We start from the raw sequence: 19298 nt of genomic DNA on the forward strand, positions 1-19298 counted from the left end.
GACCCTCCCGCGAGAGAGGATCGAACACCTGTTCGAACACGACCTACCGTAGCCCCCACCCCCGACAGCGCGTCAAGCCCTGGTCCGTCCGGCGTGCGGGCGCTGTCCGCCCCTACGCTCTGGCCATGGATCCCCACGGCAGCGAGACCGACGACGGCGTCCACGACGCCGGGCCCCCGCACGCGGGGGTCAACGCCGACGGCACGCTCGCCGTCGCGGCGCCCGACCTCACGGGCCTGCACCCCAACGCCGTGACCGTCGCCCAGGCCCTTGCCGGGCTCGGCGTCGCGGGCACCGTGCGCGCGCTGCCCGAGCCCGCGCCCACGGCCGCCACCGCGGCCGCCCAGCTCGGCTGCGAGGTCGGCGCGATCGCCAACTCGCTCGTGTTCGACGCCGACGGCAGGCCGCTGCTCGTGCTCACCTCCGGCGCGCACCGCGCCGACACCTTCGCGCTCGCCAGCCTCGTCGGCGCGTCGCAGGTGAAGCGCGCGACGCCGGAGTTCGTCCGCCAGCACACCGGCCAGCCCATCGGCGGCGTCGCGCCCGTGGGGCACCCGCACCCGCTGCGCACGGTGGTCGACGTCGAGCTCTCCCGCCACGACGTCGTCTGGGCGGCCGGCGGCCACCCGCACTACGTCTTCCCCACGACCTACGACGAGCTGCTGCGCATCACCGCCGGCGAGGCCGCCGAGGTCGGCGAGGGCAAGGCCTGACCCCCACCTCACGCACGGGAGTGCCAGAAAACCCCTGCTGTTTCTGGCACTTCCATACGTGAGGCGCTACTCGCCGGCGTACGCCGCCTCGAGGGTCGCGACGTCGAGACGGCTCATCGCGAGCATCGCCACCATCGCGCGCTGCGCGCCGTCCGGGTCGGCACCCCCGAGCAGCTCGTAGAGGCGCGTCGGCACGATCTGCCAGCTGATCCCCCACCGGTCGACGAGCCAGCCGCACTGGCTCTCGCGGCCCCCGCCGGCCAGCAGCCCGTCCCAGTAGTGGTCGACCTCCTCCTGCGAGCCGCACGACACGAGGAACGACGTCGCCTCGCTGTGCGCGAACTGCGCCGGCCCGCCGTTGAGGCCCATGAGCTCGCGCCCGTGCAGCGACACCGTCATCGTCAGCACCTGGCCGGCCGCTATGCCCGGCACGCCCTCTCCCGCATGCGACGCGCCCAGCACGGAGGCCTCGCCGTACGCCGAGAAGAGCTCGACGTAGCGCGTGAGCGCGTCCTCCGCGTCACCCTCGAAGAACCACAGGCACGGCGTGAAGCCCGACATGTGCGATCCCTTCATCGACCGGCCCCCGGACCCAGCGAGCGTAGGCCGCGGGACCGACGGCCGTCCCGGATCACATGCACCGGCCCGGGAGGGGAGGATGGGCCGGTGACGACTCCCGAGCCCCGCACGCCGCACGGCTACTCCGTGCGCGACGGCGGCAGCGCGCGCGAGCCCGTGCCCGCGGTCGTGAGCCTGCACCTGTACGGCGTCCGCGGTCGCGGGATCGGCAGCGCGCTCGTGCACATGGGCCTCGACCGCGGCCGCGTGCGACGCATGCCGGGCGCCACGTTCGTGAAGCTGCTCGGCACGGGCGACGGGACGACGTTCACGATGCGCGACGCCGACCTCGGCCACTGGGGCGTGCTCGCCTGCTGGTCCGACGACGACGGCCCCGCGCGGTACGAGGCCTCCGCGGCCCACCGGTCCTGGACCGGCGTCGCGCACGAGGAGGCCCGGTTCCTCCTGCGCCCGTTGGTCTCCCGCGGCACCTGGGCCGGGCGGCAGCCCTTCGGCGACCCCGTGCCCGACCGGTGGGACGGACCCGTCGCGGCCATCACGCGCGCCCGCATCAAGCCCTCGCAGTGGCGCACGTTCTGGGGCTCGGTGCCCCCCGTGTCCGCCGACCTGCGCCAGGTCGACGGCCTGCGCGTCGCGCTCGGGATCGGCGAGGCGCCGGTGGGGCTGCAGGGGACCTTCAGCGTGTGGGACTCCGGCCGCGCCGTCACCGAGTTCGCGCAGCGCAGGTCGCCGCACCTCGAGGTGATGCGCCGCACGCACGAGACCGGCTGGTACTCCGAGGAGCTGTTCGCGCGGTTCGCCGTCGTCGACGCCCGGGGCGCGTACGACGGCACCGAGATCACGGCGTCGTAGCGTCCGGCGGCCGCACGTGCGGGTCGAGCACGTCGTCGGAGGCCGGCGGCGTGAACAGGTCCCGCGCGACCACGCGCGGTCCGACGCCCACGTGCGTGGGCTCCGGCGCCTTGCGCCAGTTGTCCTTCAGGAACCAGACCAGCGCCGGGACGGCGGGCACGAGGAACAACGCGAAGGGACCCGCGTCCAGCATCCACAGGACGAAGAGCACGACCAGGCCCGTGACCACCAGGCGCCCGACGAGGCCGAACGTCACGTGGCTCCCCCGCAGGCGCTGCGCCCTCGGCTGGTCCCACTGCGGCCGGGGGGTGGTGCGGCGGCGCCGTCGTGAAGCCCACGGGCTCGGCCGGGCAGCGGGTCGGCAGGTAGGCCGCAGGCCCGGCCTCGGCCTCGCGGCCGTGCCCCCCGGAGAGGGGCGTGGCACGGGCGGCGGGGCCGGTGCGAACACCCAGCCGTGGGCAAGCGCACCCGGAACCGCCGGCTGCTCGTGCGCTCCCATGCCTCAGGAATCGGCCTCCGCGCGGCCCGCCTCAACCGGCGCTCACGGCACCACCCGGTCGGAGCAGCCGGTGCCGTCGCGTAGGGTCGCCCCGCTATGAGCGTTCGCGTCTACTCGGGCCCCCACGCCGACCGCCGCCGAGGCGGAGGCGGAGCCCTGCGCGCCCTCCCGTGGATCCTCGCGGCGCTCACGGTGCTCGCGCAGATCGCCTGGCCGCTCACCTCGGACGGCACGCGCGACGTCCTCACCGCGGTCACCGTGGTGCTGTTCTTCCTCGCGAGCGCGTCGCACGCGCTGCTGTCGCGCGGCTTCTTCTGGGCCCTCGGCTGGTTCGTCGTCAGCGCCGGCATCGGCCTCGGCGTCGAGGTCCTCGGCACCCGCACCGGCCTCCCGTTCGGCAGCTACGAGTACGCCGACCGCCTCGGCCCGATGATCCTCGGCGTCCCCGCGGTCATCCCGCTGGCCTGGGCGATGATGAGCTACCCCGCGCTGCTCGCCGCCCGCCGCCTCACCACCGGCCCGCTGCTCACACCGATCGTCGGAGCGGTCGCGCTGGCGAGCTGGGACCTCTTCCTCGACCCGCAGATGGTCGGCGAGGGCCACTGGACGTGGGCCCAGGAGGGGCCGCGGCTGCCAGGGATCGACGCCATCCCCGCGCAGAACTTCGTGGCCTGGCTGCTGGTCTCGCTGGTCATGATGCTGATCCTCGACCGACTGCCGCGACGTCGCACCGACGGCGCCGAGGGCGACGGCGTGCCGGCGCTGCTCTTCCTCTGGACCTACTTCTCCTCGGTGCTGCTCAACGCGGCGTTCGAGCACCGCACCGGCGTCGCGATCTGGGGCGGGGTCGCCATGGGCCTCGTCGCGCTCCCCTACGCGTGGTCGCTGTGGACCGGTCGGGACTGACCCGCACGACCGAGGCGCTCGTGACGGCCGGAGCCCTCGGCGCGGTCGTCGCCACCGCGCACACAGCGCTCAACCTGCGCCTCCTGCGTCGTCCCTCCGACACCCCGCCCGTCGTCGCCGAGCGCGTCAGCGTGCTCGTGCCCGCCCGTGACGAGGCGGCCCGTATCGCGCCGTGCATCGCCTCGATCCTGGCGTCCGAGGGCGTGCGCGACCTCGAGGTGCTGGTGCTCGACGACGGCTCCACCGACGGCACCGCCGACGTCGTGACCGCCGCGGCCGCAAGCGATCCCCGGCTCGAGCTGCTCGACGGCGGCAGCGACGACCCGCCTGCCGGCTGGCTCGGCAAGACGTGGGCCTGCCACCGGCTCGCAGCCCGGGCGACGGGCTCGGTGCTGCTGTTCGTCGACGCCGACGTGGTCCTCGCGCCGCACGCGGTCGCGGCGACCGTGGCCCTGCTGCGCGGCGGCAGGCTCGACCTCGTGTCGCCGTACCCCCGGCAGCTCGCCGACGGCCCGCTCCCCCGTCTCGTGCAGCCGCTGCTGCAGTGGTCGTGGGCCACGCTGCTGCCGCTGCGCGTCGCCGAGACCTCCCCGCGCGTCTCGCTGTCCGCCGCCAACGGCCAGCTCCTCGCCATCGACGCACGCGCCTACGCGCGCTGCGGCGGGCACGGCTCGATCCGCGGCGAGGTGCTCGACGACGTCGCCCTGCTGCGCGCGGTGAAGCGCACCGGCGGGCGCGGCGTGGTCGTCGACGGCACCGACGTCGCCACCTGCCGCATGTACGACGACGGCGCGGCGCTGGTCGAGGGCTACACCAAGTCGCTGTGGTCGGCGTTCGGGTCGCCCGCCGGATCGGCGGGGGTCGTCTCCCTGCTGACCCTGCTGTACGTCGTTCCGCCGGCGGCTGCCGTGCTCGGCCCGTCGCGTCGCGCCCGCGCGGCCGGCGCGCTCGGCTATGCCGCAGGCGTCACCGGCCGGGTGATCGTGGCCCGGCGTACCGGCGGGCGGCCGGTCGACGCCCTCGCCCACCCGGCCTCGGTCGCAGTGCTCTGCGCGCTCGTCGGGGAGTCGTGGCGGCGCAAGCGCGCGGGCACCCTGCGCTGGCGGGGTCGCGGGCTCACCTAGGCTCTCGAACCGTGGCACGCGTCGTGGTCGTCGGAGCAGGCATGGGCGGCATGGCCGCGGCCGCGCGGCTCGCGGTGAAGCGCCACCAGGTCACCGTCGTCGAGCAGGCGGCGACGTACGGCGGCAAGCTCGGCTCGTTCGAGCGCGACGGCTTCGTCTTCGACACCGGCCCGTCGCTGCTCACGATCCCGGCCGTCTACCGCGATCTGTTCAACAAGACCGGCGGCCCGCTCGAGGGCGCGGTCGGCGAGCTCGTCGACCTCGACCCGGCGTTCGGCTACCGCTTCCCCGATGGCGTCACGGTCGACATGCCGGGCGTCGACCCGGGCGTGTGCGCGCACGTCCTCGGCCAGGCCCTCGGCGGCACGGCGGAGGCCGACTGGCGCGCGTTCATGGCGCGGGCGGCGTCCATCTGGCAGGTCACGCGCCGGCCGTTCCTCGAGGCACCCCTCACCGGCGCGCGCGACCTGCTGCCGCTCGCGCGCAACCTCGGCGACGTGCGCACGGTCGCGCCCTTCACGTCGCTGCGCGGCCTCGCGCGCCATTACCTGTCCGACCCGCGGCTGCGCATGCTGGTCGACCGCTATGCGACGTACACCGGCTCCGACCCGCGCCGGGCGCCCGCCGCGCTCGCGACGGTGCCGTACGTCGAGCAGATGTTCGGCGCGTACCACGTGGCCGGCGGCATCCGGAAGCTCGCCGACGCGCTCTACGAGCGGACGCTGGAACGCGGTGTGGCGTACCGGTTCTCGGCCGACGTCGCCGAGGTGCTCACGACCGATGCGGGCGTCACCGGCGTGCGCCTGGGCGACGGCGAGGTGCTCGAGGCCGACGTCGTCGTCGCGAACGCCGATGCCACGCACCTCTACCGCGACCTGCTGCACGACCCGCGCGGCGCCGAGCCGTTGAAGCGCCTGCGCCGTACGACTCCCTCGCTGTCGGGCTTCGTGCTGCTGCTCGCGGTGAAGGGCCGTACACCGGGCCTGCGCCACCACAACGTGTGGTTCACCGGCGACTACGACGCCGAGTTCGACTCGATCTTCGGCCGCGACGCGAAGCCCGTGCACGACCCGACCATCTACGTGTGCGCGCCGGACGACGACGCCATGCGCCCCGACGCCGACCACGAGTCGTGGTTCGTCCTGGTGAACGCGCCGCGCCACGGCACCACGGGCGAGCGAGGCACCGTCGACTGGACGGCTCCGGGCCTGGCCGAGCCGTACCGCGACCGGGTGCTGCAGGTGATGGCTGACCGCGGGTACGACGTACGCGACCGGCTGCTGTGGTCGGAGGTGCGCACGCCGGCCGACCTCGAGGCGGGCACCCGCGCCCCCGGCGGATCGATCTACGGCACCTCGAGCAACGGCGCGCGGGCGGCGTTCCTGCGCCCGGCCAACGCCTCGCCCGTGCCCGGCCTCTACCTCGTCGGCGGCTCGTCGCACCCGGGCGGCGGCCTGCCGCTCGTCGGCATGTCCGCCGAGATCGTCGCCGACCTCATCGGCCGCGCCTGACCGATTCGGTAGTGGAATCTCGCGCTCTGCTGCGACATTCCACTACCGAATCCGGGTCTGCTGACTGCACACGGCAAGATGTGCCGGTGCCTCCCGATGCCTGCCCGACCTGCGGCCTCCCGCTGGAGAACCACGACCGCGACGTGCTCTTCACCCTGCCCGACCCCGTGCTCGGGCTCGTCGACGCCGGCGGCCTCCCCGAGGGCACGTGGCTCAGCCACGACCACCCCGACGAGTCGGTGATGCTGCTCGTCCCGGAGCTCGGCGCGTTCGTGCGCTGCCTGCTCCCGCTGCGCCTCGCCGGCGGCCACACCATCACGTTCGCGGTCTGGGTGGGCGTGAGCTCGGACGACCTGCAGCACGCGTGGAAGGTCTGGTGGGAGCCGGAGTACGCCGATCTCGAGCTCACGGGCGTGCTCGCCAACGCGCTGCCCGGCGTCGACGTGCTCGCGGCGCCCGTGGTGGTGCGCGTCCGCGACGCCGAGGAGACGCCGTACGTCGACAGCAGCAGCGACCCGCTCCTCGCCAAGGTGCTGGCCGACGAGTGGCCGCACGAGCAGGTGCTCGACCTGCTGCAGTAGCGCACGGATGTCGTCGGGCGTGCCTACCCTGGCGCGCATGACGCAGATCTGGCTCGACCGGCCCGAGCCGCCCATGGACGGCGACGAGACGGCCTCGCTGCTCGGCTCGCTCGAGCGGATGCGGCTGACCTTCTGGTGGAAGTGCTCCGGGCTGTCACCTGAGGGTGCACGGCTGCACATCGGCAGCTCGGCGCTGTCGCTCGGCGGGCTGCTCCGGCACCTCGCGCTGGTCGAGGAGAACACGTTCTCCCACAAGCTCTGGGGCCGTCCGCTGCGCGAGCCCTGGGCGTCGGTCGACTGGGACTCCGACCCGGAGTTCGAGTTCCGCACCGGAGAAGAGCTGCCGCCCGAACAGCTCGTCTCCGAGTACGAGGAGGCCGTGCAGCGAGCGCGCGCCGACCTCGAGGCGGCGCTCGCCGAGGGCGGCCTCGACTTCCCGGCACGCTTCTCCTGGCCGGACGGCTCCAGGCCCACGCTGCGCCGGCTGCTGCTCGACCAGATCGAGGAGTACGGCCGGCACACCGGTCACGCCGACCTCCTGCGCGAGGCGGTCGACGGCCGCACCGGCGAGGACGCACCCTGGCCGCCCGACGCCCCCACCCGCCTCTGGTCCGCCGCCTGAGAACCGCGCGTCGGCTCTTGACCTCCCGATGATCGGCCGCAAGCATCGGAGTCCGCAGGGCGGCGAGACCCCGGGTCTCGCCGAGCGGTGTTCTGAAGCAGCAGCATCGGCACGCCTGCTGGTTGCGCGGTCTCCCAGCACAGGAGGGCGATCGGATGACCACGTCAGAGCCCATCGGCGACATCATTGGCGACTACCGGGCGTTTGCCGAGCTGCAGCGCCACCGTCTGCTGGACAGAGGCGTCGACATCGCGGGCTACCCCCTCAGCCACCTCGCGGTCCGCGTGGCGGACTGGGACCTGTACGTGCATCAGCGCGCACTTCTCGAGCGTCACGCGACGGCGAACAGCGAGAACCTCTGGAACGGGCGGCCGATCTCCTTGATCGTGCTCGCCGAGCCGCTCACTGTTCTTGACGGTGCACCGCTGTCGGTCATCGAGCTCATCCCGCCGGTGCATCAACGCGTCTATCGCATGGGCCTCGAGCACCTGGGGGTCGTGGTCGGTGACGACGTGGACGACTTCGCACGGACTCACAGGGCAGCGCTGAGCGGCCAGCAGTTCCAGAGCGCCGAGGTGGAGCCGTACTACGTCCTCTTCGAGGACTTCACCCATGTGAAGTTCTATCGCCGTTCCCTGTACGAAGGTGCTCTGAGCCAGGGGGCGCGCTTCGAGGGCTTCACCCACGTCGAGAACTGGGTCCCACAGCGTCTGGTCACCGCCACCGGGCCGAACCCGTTGCCTCGGTGAGCGGAATCTGCTGTCCCGCCGTACTGCTTGCGGGCGAGGTGTCCCTTCGACATGGCCGACTGATGGAGGAAGGTTCCGATGCAGACCCGATCGTTCCCTACCGCCCCCGAGGCCCGCTCGCCCGCCGGAGCCGAGATCCGTTTCCTCATCGAAGGCGACGCCGGCGGGGTCATCCACTCGACCGTCCCGCCGGGCCAGGTGAACCGAGCGACCGTCCACGCCACCGTGAGCGAGCTGTGGCACGTCCTGTCGGGCGAAGGACGGCTGTGGCGCCGTGACGCCAATGAGGAGGAGCTGACCCCGCTCCGCAGAGGGGTATCGATCGACATCCCCGTCGGGACGGAGTTCCAGTACCGCTGCGACGGGGCGGAACCTCTCCGGTTCGTATGCATCACGATGCCGCCCTGGCCCGGCAGCGGCGAAGCGACCTTCGTCGAGGGGCCGTGGGAGCCGAACGCCCCCGCCGGGGGCTGGAGCTGACTCCGCCGAAACTCCGTCCGCGGCCCCCGGCCCGATCGGAGGCCCCGTCCACGATCAGGTGAGGCGGCGGCGTACGACGATGAGCAGCTGCACCAGCGCCACAGCACCGATGCCGACGGAGGCCCACGCCCCGAGCGAGGCCCAGAACGAGGCGGACGCCGGGTAGATCCCTGCCGCGAGAAGGAACATCGCCACCACGATCACCCGCGTCGGCCGTTCGCCGATCGTGACGACTCCGACGTCGTCCATGCCGATGGCGGTCGCACGGGCGCGCGCGTACTCCTGCGTGAACAGCAGCACGCCCGCGAGCAGGCACGCGACCGGTGGCGCACCCACGACCCACAGCGCCACGAGAAACACGACGTCGGAGACCCGGTCGACCACGGAGTCGAGCACAGCGCCCCAGCGCGTCTCGCGGCCGGTCATCACCGCGACCGCGCCGTCGAGGGAGTCGGTCAGGCCCGAGAGGCCGACCACGACGGCGGCGAGAATCACCCAGCGGTCGCCGAGCGTGCAGAGCCACACCGCGAGCACCGAGACGAGGCCGCCCAGCAGCGTGACGACGTCCGGCGGCACCCTGAGCCGGGCGAACGGCGTCGCCACGGCGTGCACCACCGTGAGCCACGGACCGACGATGCGCGAGGTGCGCGGGTCGTAGCCGCCGTGCAGCGTCGACCAGCGGTCGAGGTACTCCTCGCGCGACAGGACGCTGCGGCTCACGCGTCGCAACCTAGCGCCGTCCGCCCCACGCCGCCCTCACCCACCCGCTGAGCCTGATCAATCCGCGGCTTCCCGGCCCCGGAAACGACGGATCGATCAGTGTGAGCGAGAAGGGGCTAGACCGAGGGGCCGAGCGCCCACGTGACGGTGACGACGGCGTTCACACTGCCCTCGCCGCCGTCCACCGGCATGCCGCCGCCGGAGTCGGCTGCGGCCATCGCCATCATCCGCCTCGGCATGCCGCCGCCGCCGATCTCGGCCTCGGCGATGTGCCGCACCTCGCCGAGCGCCTGGCCCGCGAGCCCTGCGTACTGCTCGGCCTTGGCCCGGGCGTTCGCGTACGCGGCATCGCGCGCGGCCGACTCGAGCCCGGCAGCGTCGTCGTGCGAGAACGAGATGCCGTCGACCCGGGCGCCGTCGCCGCCTGCCTGCACCGCGGCGACGAGCATCGAGCCGACGTGCTCGAGGTCGGTCGTGCGCACGGCGAGCGACAGCGAGGCCTCGTACGCCACCACGGTCGGCCACGGGTCGTGCACGGGGTTCAGCGAGACGCTGGTCGTGGCCAGCGTGCGCTCGTCGGCGCCGCCGCGTACGACGGCCTCACGCATCGCCTGCATCGCGTACGACGCGCGCGCGGTGGCGTCGGACGGGTTCGCCGCCCGAGCGGACGCCGCGAGGTTGAGGGTGGCGACGTCGTACGGCGCGCTCGCGCGCCCACGACCGGTGACGGTGACGGATCGGCCCATGCCCCGATCCTGCCCCACCCGGGACGTCAGGCGGAGGCGGAGGCGCCGAGACCGAGGCCGGTGTAGATCTCGCGCGCGGAGGTCGATCGGTTGAGCGTGAAGAAGTGCAGACCGGGCGCACCGCCGTCGAGCAGCTCCTGGCACAGGTCGGACGCCGCCTCGACGCCGAGCGCGTGCACCGCGTCCGGGTCGTCGGCGACGGCGCGGAACCGAGCGGCGAGGTCGTCGGGAAACGCCGTGCCCGACAGGATCGCGAACCGCTCGAGCTGGTTGATGTTGGTGAGCGGCATGATCCCGGGCAGGACGGGGATGGTGCACCCGAGGGCACGGGCGCGCTCGATCATCGCGAAGTAGTGGGACGCCTCGAAGAACATCTGGGTGACGGCGAACTCCGCGCCGGCCTCCTGCTTGGCCAGCAGCACGCGCGCGTCGTCGTCGAGGGACGCCGACTCCGGGTGACGCTCGGGGAACGCCGCGACTCCGACCGAGAAGTCGCCGAGCGACCGCACGAGGGTCACGAGCTCGTCGGCGTGGGCGAGGCCCTCGGGGTGCTGCTCCCACGGCGAGCCGGGACCGCCGGGCGGGTCGCCGCGCAGCGCGAGCACGTTGCGCACGCCGGCATCGGCGTACGACCCGATCACCGACCGCAGCTCCGCCACGCTCGACCCCACGCAGGTGAGGTGCCCCATCGGCAGCAGGGTCGTCTCCTCGGCGATCCGCTGCGTGATGCGCACCGTGCGGTCGCGGGTGGAGCCGCCGGCGCCGTACGTGACCGACACGAAGGTCGGCCGCAGGCCCTCGAGCTCGCGGATCGCCTGCCAGAGCAGGCGCTCGCCGTCGTCGGTCTTGGGCGGGAAGAACTCGAACGAGAACGAGTGCCCGCCGGCCGCCAGCAGTGCGCCCACGGTGGGGGGCGACGGCGTGCCGGGCGTGGTGGCGGACATGCGACGAGGGTACGGCGTGCCCACGCCTCGGACCCCCGCGGTCCGCATGGTGAACGACCGGTGAGGTAGGTGCGGCCTCTGGTGGTGCCCGGACGGGCCGCTCCCTCTACGCTTCGAGGCATGACCACGGGGACCTCGCCGCTCGACGCGGAGGACCTGCGCGTCCGTGTCCAGAAGCGGCTCGACGACTTCCTCGCCCAGCAGCTGCCGGTGCTCGACGACGTGAGCCCCGACCTCGCCCCGCTCTCCGAGGCCCTCACCGACCTGCTGCGCGGCGGCAAGCGCCTGCGCCCGGCCTTCGCCTACTGGGGCTGGCGCGGGGCCGGCGGCGCCGACTGCGAGGAGGCCATGGCTGCGGCCACCTCGCTCGAGCTGCTCCAGGCCTGCGCCCTGATCCACGACGACGTCATGGACGGCAGCGACACGCGTCGCGGTCTCCCCGCGGCCCACCGCCGCTTCGCGACGCTGCACCGGGGCAACGAGTGGCTCGGCTCGCCGGAGGCGTTCGGCGTCGGGGCGGCGATCCTTCTCGGCGACCTGTGCCTGTCGTGGGCCGACGAGCTCCTCATGTCGTGCGGCCTCCCGACCGACGCCGTGATGCGCGGCAAACGGGTGTACGACGTGATGCGCACCGAGCTCATGGCCGGCCAGTACCTCGACCTGCTCGAGCAGGCTATGGGCGGCGGGTCGGAGGCGCGCGCGATGCGCGTGGTGCGTTTCAAGTCCGCGAAGTACACGATCGAGCGACCGCTGCACCTCGGTGCCGCGCTCGCCGGCGCGCCCGAGGAGACCTTCGTCGCCTACTCCGGGTACGGCCTGCCGCTCGGCGAGGCGTTCCAGCTGCGCGACGACGTGCTCGGTGTCTTCGGCGACCCCGCCCAGACGGGCAAGCCCGCCGGCGACGACCTGCGCGAGGGCAAGCGCACGGTGCTGGTAGCCGCGGCTGTCGAGGCGTCGAGCCCGGCCCAGGCTGCATTGATCCGACGGCACCTCGGCGATCCGGCCCTCGACGCGACGGGCGTGGCCGCCCTGCGCGAGGTCATCACCGACACGGGTGCGCTCGGGCACGTGGAGCGGCTCATCGACGCGCTCACCGACCAGTGCTTCCGGGCGCTCGGCTCGGCCGACATCGACGACGACGCACGCGAAGTCCTCCGCGGACTCGCCCACGCGGCGACCTCGCGCTCTATGTAGCAGGATGGGCGGTGCTCGAGACCCGGCCAGCGCGACATCCCCCTGCTTCGTCCATCTTCGCCCCGCTGCAACGTGCTCCCCAGGCGTTGCGTCGCGAGTCACAAGCGCCCTTCTCAGCAGGCTGAAACTGGCGTCCGTCCTTAGGGTTGACCCATGTCCCTGCTCAACCGCTCGCCCCGCACCGTCACCGGACCGACCGACCACGTGGTCGTGGTGGGGGCGGGCCTCGCGGGGCTCTCGGCGGCCCTGCGCCTCGCCGCCGCCGGCCGCCAGGTGACGGTCCTCGAGCGCGAGTCGGTGCCCGGGGGCCGGGCCGGGCTGATCGAGGACTCCGGCTACCGTTTCGACACCGGCCCGACCGTCCTCACGATGCCCGACCTCATCCACGACGCCTTCGCGGCCGTCGGCGAGAACATGGACGACTGGCTCGACCTCGTGCCGGTCGAGCCGCTGTACCGCGCGTTCTACCCGGACGGCTCGCAGCTCGACGTGCACTCGGACGTCGACGCCATGGCGGCCGAGATCGAGCAGGTCATCTCGCCCGCCGAGGCTGCGGGCTACCGCAGGTACGTCGACTTCGTCTCCAAGCTCTACCGCTACGAGATGAAGGACTTCATCGACACCAACATCGACTCCCCCGTCGACCTGCTCACGGAGAACCTCGCCAAGCTGGTGGCGATCGGCGGCTTCCGCAAGCTCACGCCGAAGGTGCGGCAGTACCTCAACGACCCGCGCACCGAGCGGCTCTTCAGCTTCCAGGCCATGTACGCCGGTCTCTCCCCGCAGGACGCCCTCGCCATCTACGCGATCATCGCCTACATGGACTCCGTCGCCGGGGTCTACTTCCCCAAGGGCGGCATGCACGCCCTGCCCCGCGGCCTTGCCGGCGCGGCGGAGAAGCACGGGGTCGTGTTCCGCTACAACACCGAGGTCACGCGCGTCGAGATGCACGGCGACCGCGCCGTGGCCGTGCACACGGCGGACGGCGAGCGCATCGCCGCCGACGTCGTCGTCCTCAACCCCGACCTGCCCGTGGCGTACAAGCAGCTGCTCGGGCGCGAGCCGTGGAACGTCCGCCGTCTCACCTACTCGCCGTCGTGCTTCCTGCTCCTCGCCGGGTCGTCGGCGACGTACACGAAGACGGCGCACCACAACATCCACTTCGGGCGCAGCTGGAACGGCGTCTTCCGCGAGCTGATCGACGAGAAGCGGCTCATGACCGACCCCAGCATCCTCGTGACGAACCCGACCTACTCCGACCCGGGCCTCGCCCCGGACGGCAAGCAGATCTACTACGTGCTGTTCCCGACACCCAACCTCGACGCCGGCATCGACTGGCGCACCGAAGGGCCCCGCTACCGGGACGAGATCGTGCGCACGCTCGAGGAGCGCGGCTACATCGGCTTCGGCGACGGCATCGAGCTCGAGCACGTCACGACACCGCTCGACTGGCAGGCCCGCGGGATGGAGCGCGGCGCCCCCTTCGCGGCCGCGCACTCGTTCCAGCAGACCGGGCCGTTCCGCCCGTCGAACCTCTTCGGCGAGAACGTCGTGTTCACCGGGTCGGGCACCCAGCCCGGCGTGGGCGTGCCCATGGTGCTGGTGTCCGGTCGCCTCGCGGCCGAACGCATCACCGGGCTCGACCGGTCGTACAAGCCCACGTACCTGCACTAACCCGGGGCGGTGCCCGCACGGGCACCCAGAGTGACCTCGGTCCGCATACTGGGACGTAACGCCCGCGCGCGACGCAGATCACCCGCACACCGGACACATCGCGTTCGGACGTGGGCGTGATGCGCTTGTACCCTCGTGATCATGGCCGGTGGTGACGTGTACGGGGGCGCGTCCGAGGACACGCGCCTGCACTTCGCCCTGCGGTACGCCCTCGGCGGCTTCGTCGCCTCGACGGTGCTCGCGATCGGGTCGATCGGTGTGGGCTGGCTGCCCCTCGAGGGCGTCGCCACCATCCCCTTCGTCGAGGCGATGCGGCACGAGGGCGTCGGGCTCCTCGTGTCCCGCGCCTGCGTGATCGTCGGCGGCGCCCTGCTCCTGCAGGCGTGGCTGGTGCTCGGCGCCGACATCCTCGGCGGCCACGTGCGCGACGTACGCCGGCTGTGGAAGGTGCTCGCCCTCTGGTGCGCGCCTCTGCTGTTCGCGCCGCCGCTGTTCAGCCGTGACGCGTACTCGTACTTCATGCAGGGCAAGCTCGTGCTCGCCGGCGGCGACCCCTACACGCAGGGCGTCGAGTCGATCCCGGGCTGGTTCACCAGCGGCGTCGACCCGCTCTGGCGCGACACCCCCACGCCGTACGGCCCCGTGTTCGTCACCCTGTCGCGCGGCGTGGCGGCGCTCGTCGGCGACAACGCGTACCTCGCGGTCGTGGTGTTCCGCGTGCTCGCCCTCGCCGGTGTGGCGCTCATGGCCTACTACATCCCGCGGCTCGCGTTCCACAGCGGCATCGACGGGTCGAAGGCTCTGTGGCTCGGTGTCATGAACCCGCTCGTGCTGATGCACTTCGTGGCCGGAGTGCACAACGACGCGATCATGGTGGGCTTCATCGTGGCGGGCCTCTGCCTCGTGATCGAGGGCAGGGGCATCACCGGCATCGTGCTGGTCACGATCGCCGCGATGGTCAAGCCCATCGCGTTCCTGGCGATCCCGTTCGTCGCGATCGCCTGGGCCGGCACGACCCAGGACTTCCGTGCCCGGCTCTGGGCGTGGACCAAGGCGTTCGGCGTCGTCGTGCTGACGTACGGCGTCATCGCGCTCTCGGTGGGAGCGAGTCTCGGCTGGATCCGCGCCCTCACCACCCCGGGCGAGGTGCGCACGTGGCTGTCGCCCGCGACGGCGCTCGGCATGGCGAGCGGCAACCTGCTGTCGTGGGTGGGCCTCGGCGACCACCACGACCTCACGGTGGGCATCTTCCGGGCGATCGGGATGCTCGCGGCCGTGGCGATCGTGGCCTACCTCCTGCTGAAGCCCGAGGGCCGCTCGGTGCCGCGCGGGATGATGCTCGCGTTCCTCGCCGTCGTCGCGCTGGGCCCGGTCGTGCAGCCCTGGTACCTCCTCTGGGTGCTTCCGCTCGCGGCGGCATCCGGCCTGTCGGCGCGCGAGCTGCGCGTCGTCCTGCTGCTGGTGGCGGGCTTCACGATCTACGGGCTGTGGGAGACCAGCGCGTCCGCGGACACCTACTTCGACCTCGGTGACGGGCTCGCGATGATCGCCGCCGCGGTCGCCGTCGCCATCGCCGTGGCGATCTCGCCGCGCGAGCGTGCCCTGCTCTTCGGCGGCCCTGTCGCGCACGGGCTCGTGCCCGAGGACGCCCCGGCCGCGGCCCGCCGCGAGCGGCTCGTCGTGCGGGCACCGGAGCACGCATGACCGAGCCGGCAACGCCGCCCGCGGAGGAGCCCAGCACCCCGCACGGCGCGGATCTCGACGACCTCGTCGCAGTGGTCGACAGCCCGACGACGCAGCAGCCCGGTGTCCGGGCGAGCCTGACCCGGCGACTGGTGTGGTTCATCGACCACGTCGCGCCCTGGATCGATCGGCTCGTGGGGCACGGCGCGCTGTGGAGCGGTCTGCGCCCCGGACGACGCGTGGCCGTCGGCTGGATCATCACCCGGCTCGTGATGCTCGCGCTGCTCGCCCTGCCCGAGCGGACGATCATCAACGACGTCCTCTACTACGCCGACAACCTCGACAAGCTCAACGACGGCTCGCCCCTGACCGAGGTGCTCAAGGAGTACCCGCTGCCGGTCCTGCTGCTCCTCGGACTGCCGTGGGTGCTCTCGTTCGGCAACCACGTCGTCTACGCCACGCTGTTCGTGGGCATGATGCTGGCGCTCGACGCCGCCTTCTGCCGCCTGCTCTACGTGCGGGCGGGCAAGCAGCAGAGCCCCGCGGTCACTCTCTGGCTCGCGTCCGCGCCGATGATGGGCCCGCTCATGGTCACGCGGTTCGACATCGTGCCCGGGATCCTCGCCGGCGCGTCGGTGCTGCTGCTCGAGCGGCGCCCGCGCCTGGCCACGGTGCTCATCGCGGCCGGAGCGGCCATCAAGCTCTGGCCGGCCGTGCTTCTCCCAGCGCTGGCGGCGCCGGCCGCCACCCGGTGGCGGGTGGTCCGCACCACGGTCGTGTCGGGCCTCGTGATCGCCGGCGCGATCGTGTGGGCCGGCGGGCTCGACCGCCTGCTCACCCCGCTCACCTGGCAGGGCGACCGCGGGCTGCAGATCGAGTCCGTGCCCGCCCTTCCGCTCATGATCGCGTGGGCCTTCACGCACGACCCGTGGGTCGTGGACTTCACCCGCTTCATCACCTCCGAGGTCTGGGGGCCGGGCGACCGGTTCCTCATCACGCTCGCGACCATCGCCACGGCCGCGTCGCTCGTGGCGATGGCGGCGCTGTGGCTCCGGGCCTGGAAGCGCGGAGCGACGATCAGCGCCGAGACGGTCGGCTGGATCATGCTCACGACCACCGGCCTGCTGATCCTCACCAACAAGGTGTTCAGCCCGCAGTACCTGCTGTGGCTCTCCCCCGTGGCGATCGCGATGGTGGCCGTCGCACCGCGGGGCGACACCGGAGTTCGCCGCTTCGTCGTGCTCCTGCTGACGGTCGGGATCCTGACCCAGGTGATCTACCCGATCCTCTACCTCTGGGTGTCCGAGATCTACTGGGCCAACATCCCGGGCGTCATGCTGCTCGCCCTGCGCGACCTGTTCCTCGTCGGGTTCGTCGTCTATGCCTGGCGACGTGCGTGGAGCGAGACGTCTGCGGCGGCGGCGGAGACAGCCGCCGCCTGATCGCTCTGCTACGGCCGGAGCGTCGCGCACCGCGCCGCGAAGCACGGCTGGGAGACTTCCGCACATGTCCGCGACCAGGTCCGACTCGCTCGGCCGGGCGGCGGCGGCCCTCGAACGCGGCACCACGTTCGTGCTGCGCGGCCGTACCGACCCCGAGGCGCCGTGGCGGGGCATCCGGCTGCTCATCGTCTGGCTGCTGACCCGGCTCGTCGTCGTGACGTTCGTGCCGCTGGCGCCGTACGTCGTCAACGACGTGAACTACTACGCCACGGTCATCACCGGGCAGGCCGACCCGGGCTTCCCCGGCTCGTTGCGCGAGTACCCCGTGCCGGCGATCTGGTGGCTCACGATCCCGTCGATCCTTGCGGGCGGGGAGATCAAGCCGTACGGCTGGTGGTTCGTCTTCCTGATGCTGTGCATCGACGGCGGACTCCTGGTGGTGCTGCGGCGGATCGGCCGCTCCCCCCGGGCGATCACCGCCTGGCTCGCGGCCGGGCTCGCGATCGGACCGATCCTTCTGCTGCGCTTCGACCTGCTCACGGGCGCGATGGTCGCGACCGCGCTGCTCGTGGCCGTGCCGCGACCTCGTCTGGCCGCGGCGCTCATGGTCGTCGCTGCGTCGGTGAAGCTCTGGCCCGGCGTGTTCGTCGGCCTCGTCGCCGCGGCGGGGCCGCGCCGCCGACCGGCGCTGGTCGCGGCCGGCATCACGTCGGTCGTGCTGGTCGTCGCCGCGACCGCCACGTCCGGGTGGGACCGCCTCCTCACCCCGCTCGCCTATCAGACCGACCGCGGTCTGCAGATCGAGTCGCTCTTCGCGCTGCCCGCGATGATGCTCTGGTCTCTCGGCGTCGAGGGCTATGTCGTGGACTACCCGGCATCGCTGTCGTTCGAGGTGAGCGGCCCCGGCACGACGCTGCTGGGGATGCTGGCGACTCTCGCGACGGTCGCGGCGCTGGCGTGGGTGCTCGGGACGACCGCGGCGGTGTGGCGCCGTGCCTCACGGCCCGACCTGCTCACGGTCGCCGCCTGGGCGCTGCTGTCCGGCGTATGCCTCCTCGTCCTGTCGAACAAGGTCTTCAGCCCGCAGTACATGGCGTGGATGCTGCCCATCGCGGTGGCGCTGCTTGCCGTCACCGGCGAGGCCCGCGCCCGCACCAGCACCTACCTGATGATGTGTGCGGCCGTCGCGGCGCAGCTCCTCTACCCCTGGCTGTACGACGCCGTCACGTCGCCGTACGCCACGGCGCTGAGCCCCGTCGCGGTCGTACTCATCGCCGTGCGGCTCGCGCTCGTGTGCGTGGTCGCCGCGATCGCGACGCAGCGCACGTGGCAGCTCCTTCGGGCGGACGAGCCTCTGGCTGCGGCGCGCTAGGGCTCCGACCTGGCCCCAGCCCGGTGGTCCTAGAGCTCGTCGACGTCGATCTCGGGGCCGTCGCCGAGCAGCACGACTCCCCCGCGCACGCCGTCCTGCGCCCAGCCGCGCACCGCCCCGCCGAGGATGTCGAGCGCGGTGGCGAACGCCTTCGGCTCGGCCTCGGCCAACAGGCCCCACGACGCCCACACGACGAGCACGCCCTCGTCCTCGCCGAGGTCGAGGTCGAGCAGGCACTCCTCGAGCGCGTCCCAGTTCATGCCGAACCAGTCGGGCAGGCCGAACGCCTCGTCGCACATCTGCAGGAACGACTCGCGGTCCTCGACCTCCGCCCCGTCGAGGACGACGCAGCGCCACTCGATCTTCTCGGCTTCGGCCTCGAGCTCCTCGATGGTCGAGTCCTCGAGCCGTCGTACGCCGGACAACCGACCGAGCACGCCGCTCATGAGCCTTCTCCTGACACGACCTCGCGGAACGAGGAGTAGTGGTCGTCGGTGTAGAAGCGGGAGCCGTCGTCGCCCCCGATGATGCGCCGGGCGCCGCGGTCGTCCGACCCCGGCGTCTCCACGGTGTACTCCGCGTAGAAGCCCTTCGACTGCTGGGGCAGGATCCCCTCGCGGTTCTGGAACGTGCTGCCGTCCTTGGAGTACGGGAACGGGCCGCCGTCCATGATCAGGCGCAGGGTCTCGATGCCCTCCGGCGGGAGCTCGGCGACGGTCATCGTGTCGAGGTTCGTCGTCGCGGACGCCGGAGCCAGTCCCTGCTCGACCACGCCTGGCGCCGTGGCCGGCGCGGTCTTCCCGCCGCAGGCGGTCAGCAGCGCCAGGGCGAGGACGGCGAGGAGGAGCAGCAGCGGCGTACGCCGCGTCACGCTGCGCGTCAGGAGGAGGGATCCGGGCACGGACCG

The 19298-nt window shown here is 72.6% G+C and carries 21 protein-coding genes; 14 read left to right on the forward strand and 7 right to left on the reverse strand.

All coding sequences use genetic code 11. From position 1 onward, the window contains the following. Positions 1-236 precede the first annotated feature (236 nt). The gene (locus ACFQGU_RS12710) at positions 237-713 is read left to right on the forward strand and encodes a YbaK/EbsC family protein (RefSeq protein WP_386768281.1); all 477 of its coding nucleotides are present in this window, start codon (positions 237-239) and stop codon (positions 711-713) included. A 66-nt stretch (positions 714-779) separates the two neighbouring features. Here the strand turns inward: ACFQGU_RS12710 and ACFQGU_RS12715 are convergent, their stop codons facing one another. Then, a complete protein-coding gene (locus ACFQGU_RS12715) occupies positions 780-1274 on the reverse strand; it encodes a VOC family protein (RefSeq protein WP_386767214.1) in 495 nt (164 codons plus the stop codon). 105 nt (positions 1275-1379) lie between these two features. Here ACFQGU_RS12715 and ACFQGU_RS12720 point away from each other — a divergent pair, with 105 nt between their 5' ends. Continuing rightward, on the forward strand, positions 1380-2144 hold the full coding sequence (locus ACFQGU_RS12720; protein WP_386767216.1) for a monooxygenase: 765 nt from the start codon (positions 1380-1382) through the stop codon (positions 2142-2144). Here ACFQGU_RS12720 and ACFQGU_RS12725 read toward each other — a convergent pair. Beyond that, positions 2131-2400 (reverse strand): hypothetical protein, encoded by a 270-nt coding sequence (locus ACFQGU_RS12725; RefSeq protein WP_386767218.1) that lies wholly within the window; start codon positions 2398-2400, stop codon positions 2131-2133. The genes ACFQGU_RS12720 and ACFQGU_RS12725 overlap by 14 nt on opposite strands. Positions 2401-2739: 339 nt before the next feature. Between ACFQGU_RS12725 and ACFQGU_RS12730 the strand changes: the two genes are divergently transcribed. The 7 genes from ACFQGU_RS12730 (at position 2740) to ACFQGU_RS12760 (ending at position 8616) form a co-directional block, all read left to right on the forward strand. Next, the gene (locus tag ACFQGU_RS12730) at positions 2740-3549 is read left to right on the forward strand and encodes a carotenoid biosynthesis protein (protein ID WP_386767220.1); all 810 of its coding nucleotides are present in this window, start codon (positions 2740-2742) and stop codon (positions 3547-3549) included. After that, complete coding sequence (locus ACFQGU_RS12735; protein ID WP_386767222.1) at positions 3522-4673, forward strand: glycosyltransferase; 1152 nt, start codon at positions 3522-3524, stop codon at positions 4671-4673. Before ACFQGU_RS12730 ends, ACFQGU_RS12735 begins: the two co-directional genes overlap by 28 nt. Positions 4674-4684: 11 nt before the next feature. Continuing rightward, positions 4685-6184 carry a phytoene desaturase family protein gene (locus tag ACFQGU_RS12740; protein WP_386767224.1) on the forward strand — a complete coding sequence of 500 codons (1500 nt, stop codon included), beginning with the start codon at positions 4685-4687 and terminating at the stop codon, positions 6182-6184. A gap of 86 nt (positions 6185-6270) precedes the next feature. Continuing rightward, positions 6271-6765, forward strand: a complete 495-nt coding sequence (locus ACFQGU_RS12745; RefSeq protein WP_386767226.1) for a DUF2199 domain-containing protein — start codon at positions 6271-6273, stop codon at positions 6763-6765. Positions 6766-6802: 37 nt separating this feature from the next. Next, positions 6803-7387, forward strand: coding sequence for a mycothiol transferase (locus ACFQGU_RS12750; protein WP_386767228.1), 585 nt, complete (start codon positions 6803-6805; stop codon positions 7385-7387). 155 nt (positions 7388-7542) lie between these two features. Then, the gene (locus ACFQGU_RS12755) at positions 7543-8136 is read left to right on the forward strand and encodes a VOC family protein (protein WP_386767230.1); all 594 of its coding nucleotides are present in this window, start codon (positions 7543-7545) and stop codon (positions 8134-8136) included. A gap of 78 nt (positions 8137-8214) precedes the next feature. After that, positions 8215-8616: a cupin domain-containing protein gene (locus ACFQGU_RS12760; protein WP_386767232.1), complete on the forward strand. Its 402-nt coding sequence runs from the start codon at positions 8215-8217 to the stop codon at positions 8614-8616. 54 nt (positions 8617-8670) lie between these two features. Here ACFQGU_RS12760 and ACFQGU_RS12765 read toward each other — a convergent pair whose 3' ends face one another. The 3 genes from ACFQGU_RS12765 to metF all read right to left on the reverse strand — a co-directional run bounded on the left by ACFQGU_RS12765 (position 8671) and on the right by metF (position 11026). Continuing rightward, positions 8671-9336, reverse strand: a complete 666-nt coding sequence (locus ACFQGU_RS12765) for a CDP-alcohol phosphatidyltransferase family protein (RefSeq protein ID WP_386767234.1) — start codon at positions 9334-9336, stop codon at positions 8671-8673. A gap of 116 nt (positions 9337-9452) precedes the next feature. Continuing rightward, the gene (locus ACFQGU_RS12770; protein ID WP_386767236.1) at positions 9453-10082 is read right to left on the reverse strand and encodes an SIMPL domain-containing protein; all 630 of its coding nucleotides are present in this window, start codon (positions 10080-10082) and stop codon (positions 9453-9455) included. A gap of 26 nt (positions 10083-10108) precedes the next feature. Next, a complete protein-coding gene (gene metF / locus ACFQGU_RS12775; protein ID WP_386767238.1) occupies positions 10109-11026 on the reverse strand; it encodes a methylenetetrahydrofolate reductase [NAD(P)H] in 918 nt (305 codons plus the stop codon). Between the two features lie 120 nt (positions 11027-11146). Between metF and ACFQGU_RS12780 the strand changes: the two genes are divergently transcribed. The 5 genes from ACFQGU_RS12780 to ACFQGU_RS12800 all read left to right on the forward strand — a co-directional run bounded on the left by ACFQGU_RS12780 (position 11147) and on the right by ACFQGU_RS12800 (position 18391). Beyond that, positions 11147-12220, forward strand: a complete 1074-nt coding sequence (locus tag ACFQGU_RS12780; protein WP_386767240.1) for a polyprenyl synthetase family protein — start codon at positions 11147-11149, stop codon at positions 12218-12220. A gap of 153 nt (positions 12221-12373) precedes the next feature. Next, complete coding sequence (gene crtI / locus ACFQGU_RS12785) at positions 12374-13894, forward strand: phytoene desaturase family protein (RefSeq protein ID WP_386767242.1); 1521 nt, start codon at positions 12374-12376, stop codon at positions 13892-13894. A 141-nt stretch (positions 13895-14035) separates the two neighbouring features. Then, complete coding sequence (gene mptB / locus ACFQGU_RS12790; RefSeq protein WP_386767243.1) at positions 14036-15598, forward strand: polyprenol phosphomannose-dependent alpha 1,6 mannosyltransferase MptB; 1563 nt, start codon at positions 14036-14038, stop codon at positions 15596-15598. Beyond that, positions 15595-17019, forward strand: coding sequence for a glycosyltransferase 87 family protein (locus ACFQGU_RS12795; protein WP_386767245.1), 1425 nt, complete (start codon positions 15595-15597; stop codon positions 17017-17019). Before mptB ends, ACFQGU_RS12795 begins: the two co-directional genes overlap by 4 nt. 64 nt (positions 17020-17083) lie before the next feature. Continuing rightward, entirely contained in the window at positions 17084-18391 is a 1308-nt protein-coding gene (locus ACFQGU_RS12800) for a hypothetical protein (RefSeq protein WP_386767247.1), read from the forward strand. Between the two features lie 29 nt (positions 18392-18420). On the opposite strand, the gene ACFQGU_RS12805 is transcribed toward ACFQGU_RS12800, so the two are convergent. Further along, positions 18421-18837 (reverse strand): barstar family protein, encoded by a 417-nt coding sequence (locus tag ACFQGU_RS12805; RefSeq protein WP_386767249.1) that lies wholly within the window; start codon positions 18835-18837, stop codon positions 18421-18423. Next, on the reverse strand, positions 18834-19292 hold the full coding sequence (locus tag ACFQGU_RS12810; protein ID WP_386767251.1) for a ribonuclease domain-containing protein: 459 nt from the start codon (positions 19290-19292) through the stop codon (positions 18834-18836). The genes ACFQGU_RS12805 and ACFQGU_RS12810 overlap by 4 nt, the downstream gene beginning before the upstream one ends. Between the last annotated feature and the right edge of the window lie 6 nt (positions 19293-19298).

The sequence above is a fragment of the Longivirga aurantiaca genome (assembly GCF_042660085.1).
GTDB classification, from domain to species: domain Bacteria; phylum Actinomycetota; class Actinomycetes; order S36-B12; family CAIYMF01; genus Longivirga; species Longivirga aurantiaca.

Bases quoted from the DNA above. Each gene is read 5' to 3' on its own strand.
- ACFQGU_RS12805 (WP_386767249.1), bottom strand. From the start codon at position 18,837: ATGAGCGGCGTGCTCGGTCGGTTGTCCGGCGTACGACGGCTCGAGGAC.
- ACFQGU_RS12795 (WP_386767245.1), top strand. From the start codon at position 15,595: ATGACCGAGCCGGCAACGCCGCCCGCGGAGGAGCCCAGCACCCCGCAC.
- metF (WP_386767238.1), bottom strand. From the start codon at position 11,026: ATGTCCGCCACCACGCCCGGCACGCCGTCGCCCCCCACCGTGGGCGCA.
- ACFQGU_RS12780 (WP_386767240.1), top strand. From the start codon at position 11,147: ATGACCACGGGGACCTCGCCGCTCGACGCGGAGGACCTGCGCGTCCGT.
- ACFQGU_RS12750 (WP_386767228.1), top strand. From the start codon at position 6,803: ATGACGCAGATCTGGCTCGACCGGCCCGAGCCGCCCATGGACGGCGAC.
- ACFQGU_RS12755 (WP_386767230.1), top strand. From the start codon at position 7,543: ATGACCACGTCAGAGCCCATCGGCGACATCATTGGCGACTACCGGGCG.
- mptB (WP_386767243.1), top strand. From the start codon at position 14,036: ATGGCCGGTGGTGACGTGTACGGGGGCGCGTCCGAGGACACGCGCCTG.
- ACFQGU_RS12770 (WP_386767236.1), bottom strand. From the start codon at position 10,082: ATGGGCCGATCCGTCACCGTCACCGGTCGTGGGCGCGCGAGCGCGCCG.
- ACFQGU_RS12760 (WP_386767232.1), top strand. From the start codon at position 8,215: ATGCAGACCCGATCGTTCCCTACCGCCCCCGAGGCCCGCTCGCCCGCC.
- ACFQGU_RS12730 (WP_386767220.1), top strand. From the start codon at position 2,740: ATGAGCGTTCGCGTCTACTCGGGCCCCCACGCCGACCGCCGCCGAGGC.
- ACFQGU_RS12800 (WP_386767247.1), top strand. From the start codon at position 17,084: ATGTCCGCGACCAGGTCCGACTCGCTCGGCCGGGCGGCGGCGGCCCTC.
- ACFQGU_RS12715 (WP_386767214.1), bottom strand. From the start codon at position 1,274: ATGTCGGGCTTCACGCCGTGCCTGTGGTTCTTCGAGGGTGACGCGGAG.
- crtI (WP_386767242.1), top strand. From the start codon at position 12,374: ATGTCCCTGCTCAACCGCTCGCCCCGCACCGTCACCGGACCGACCGAC.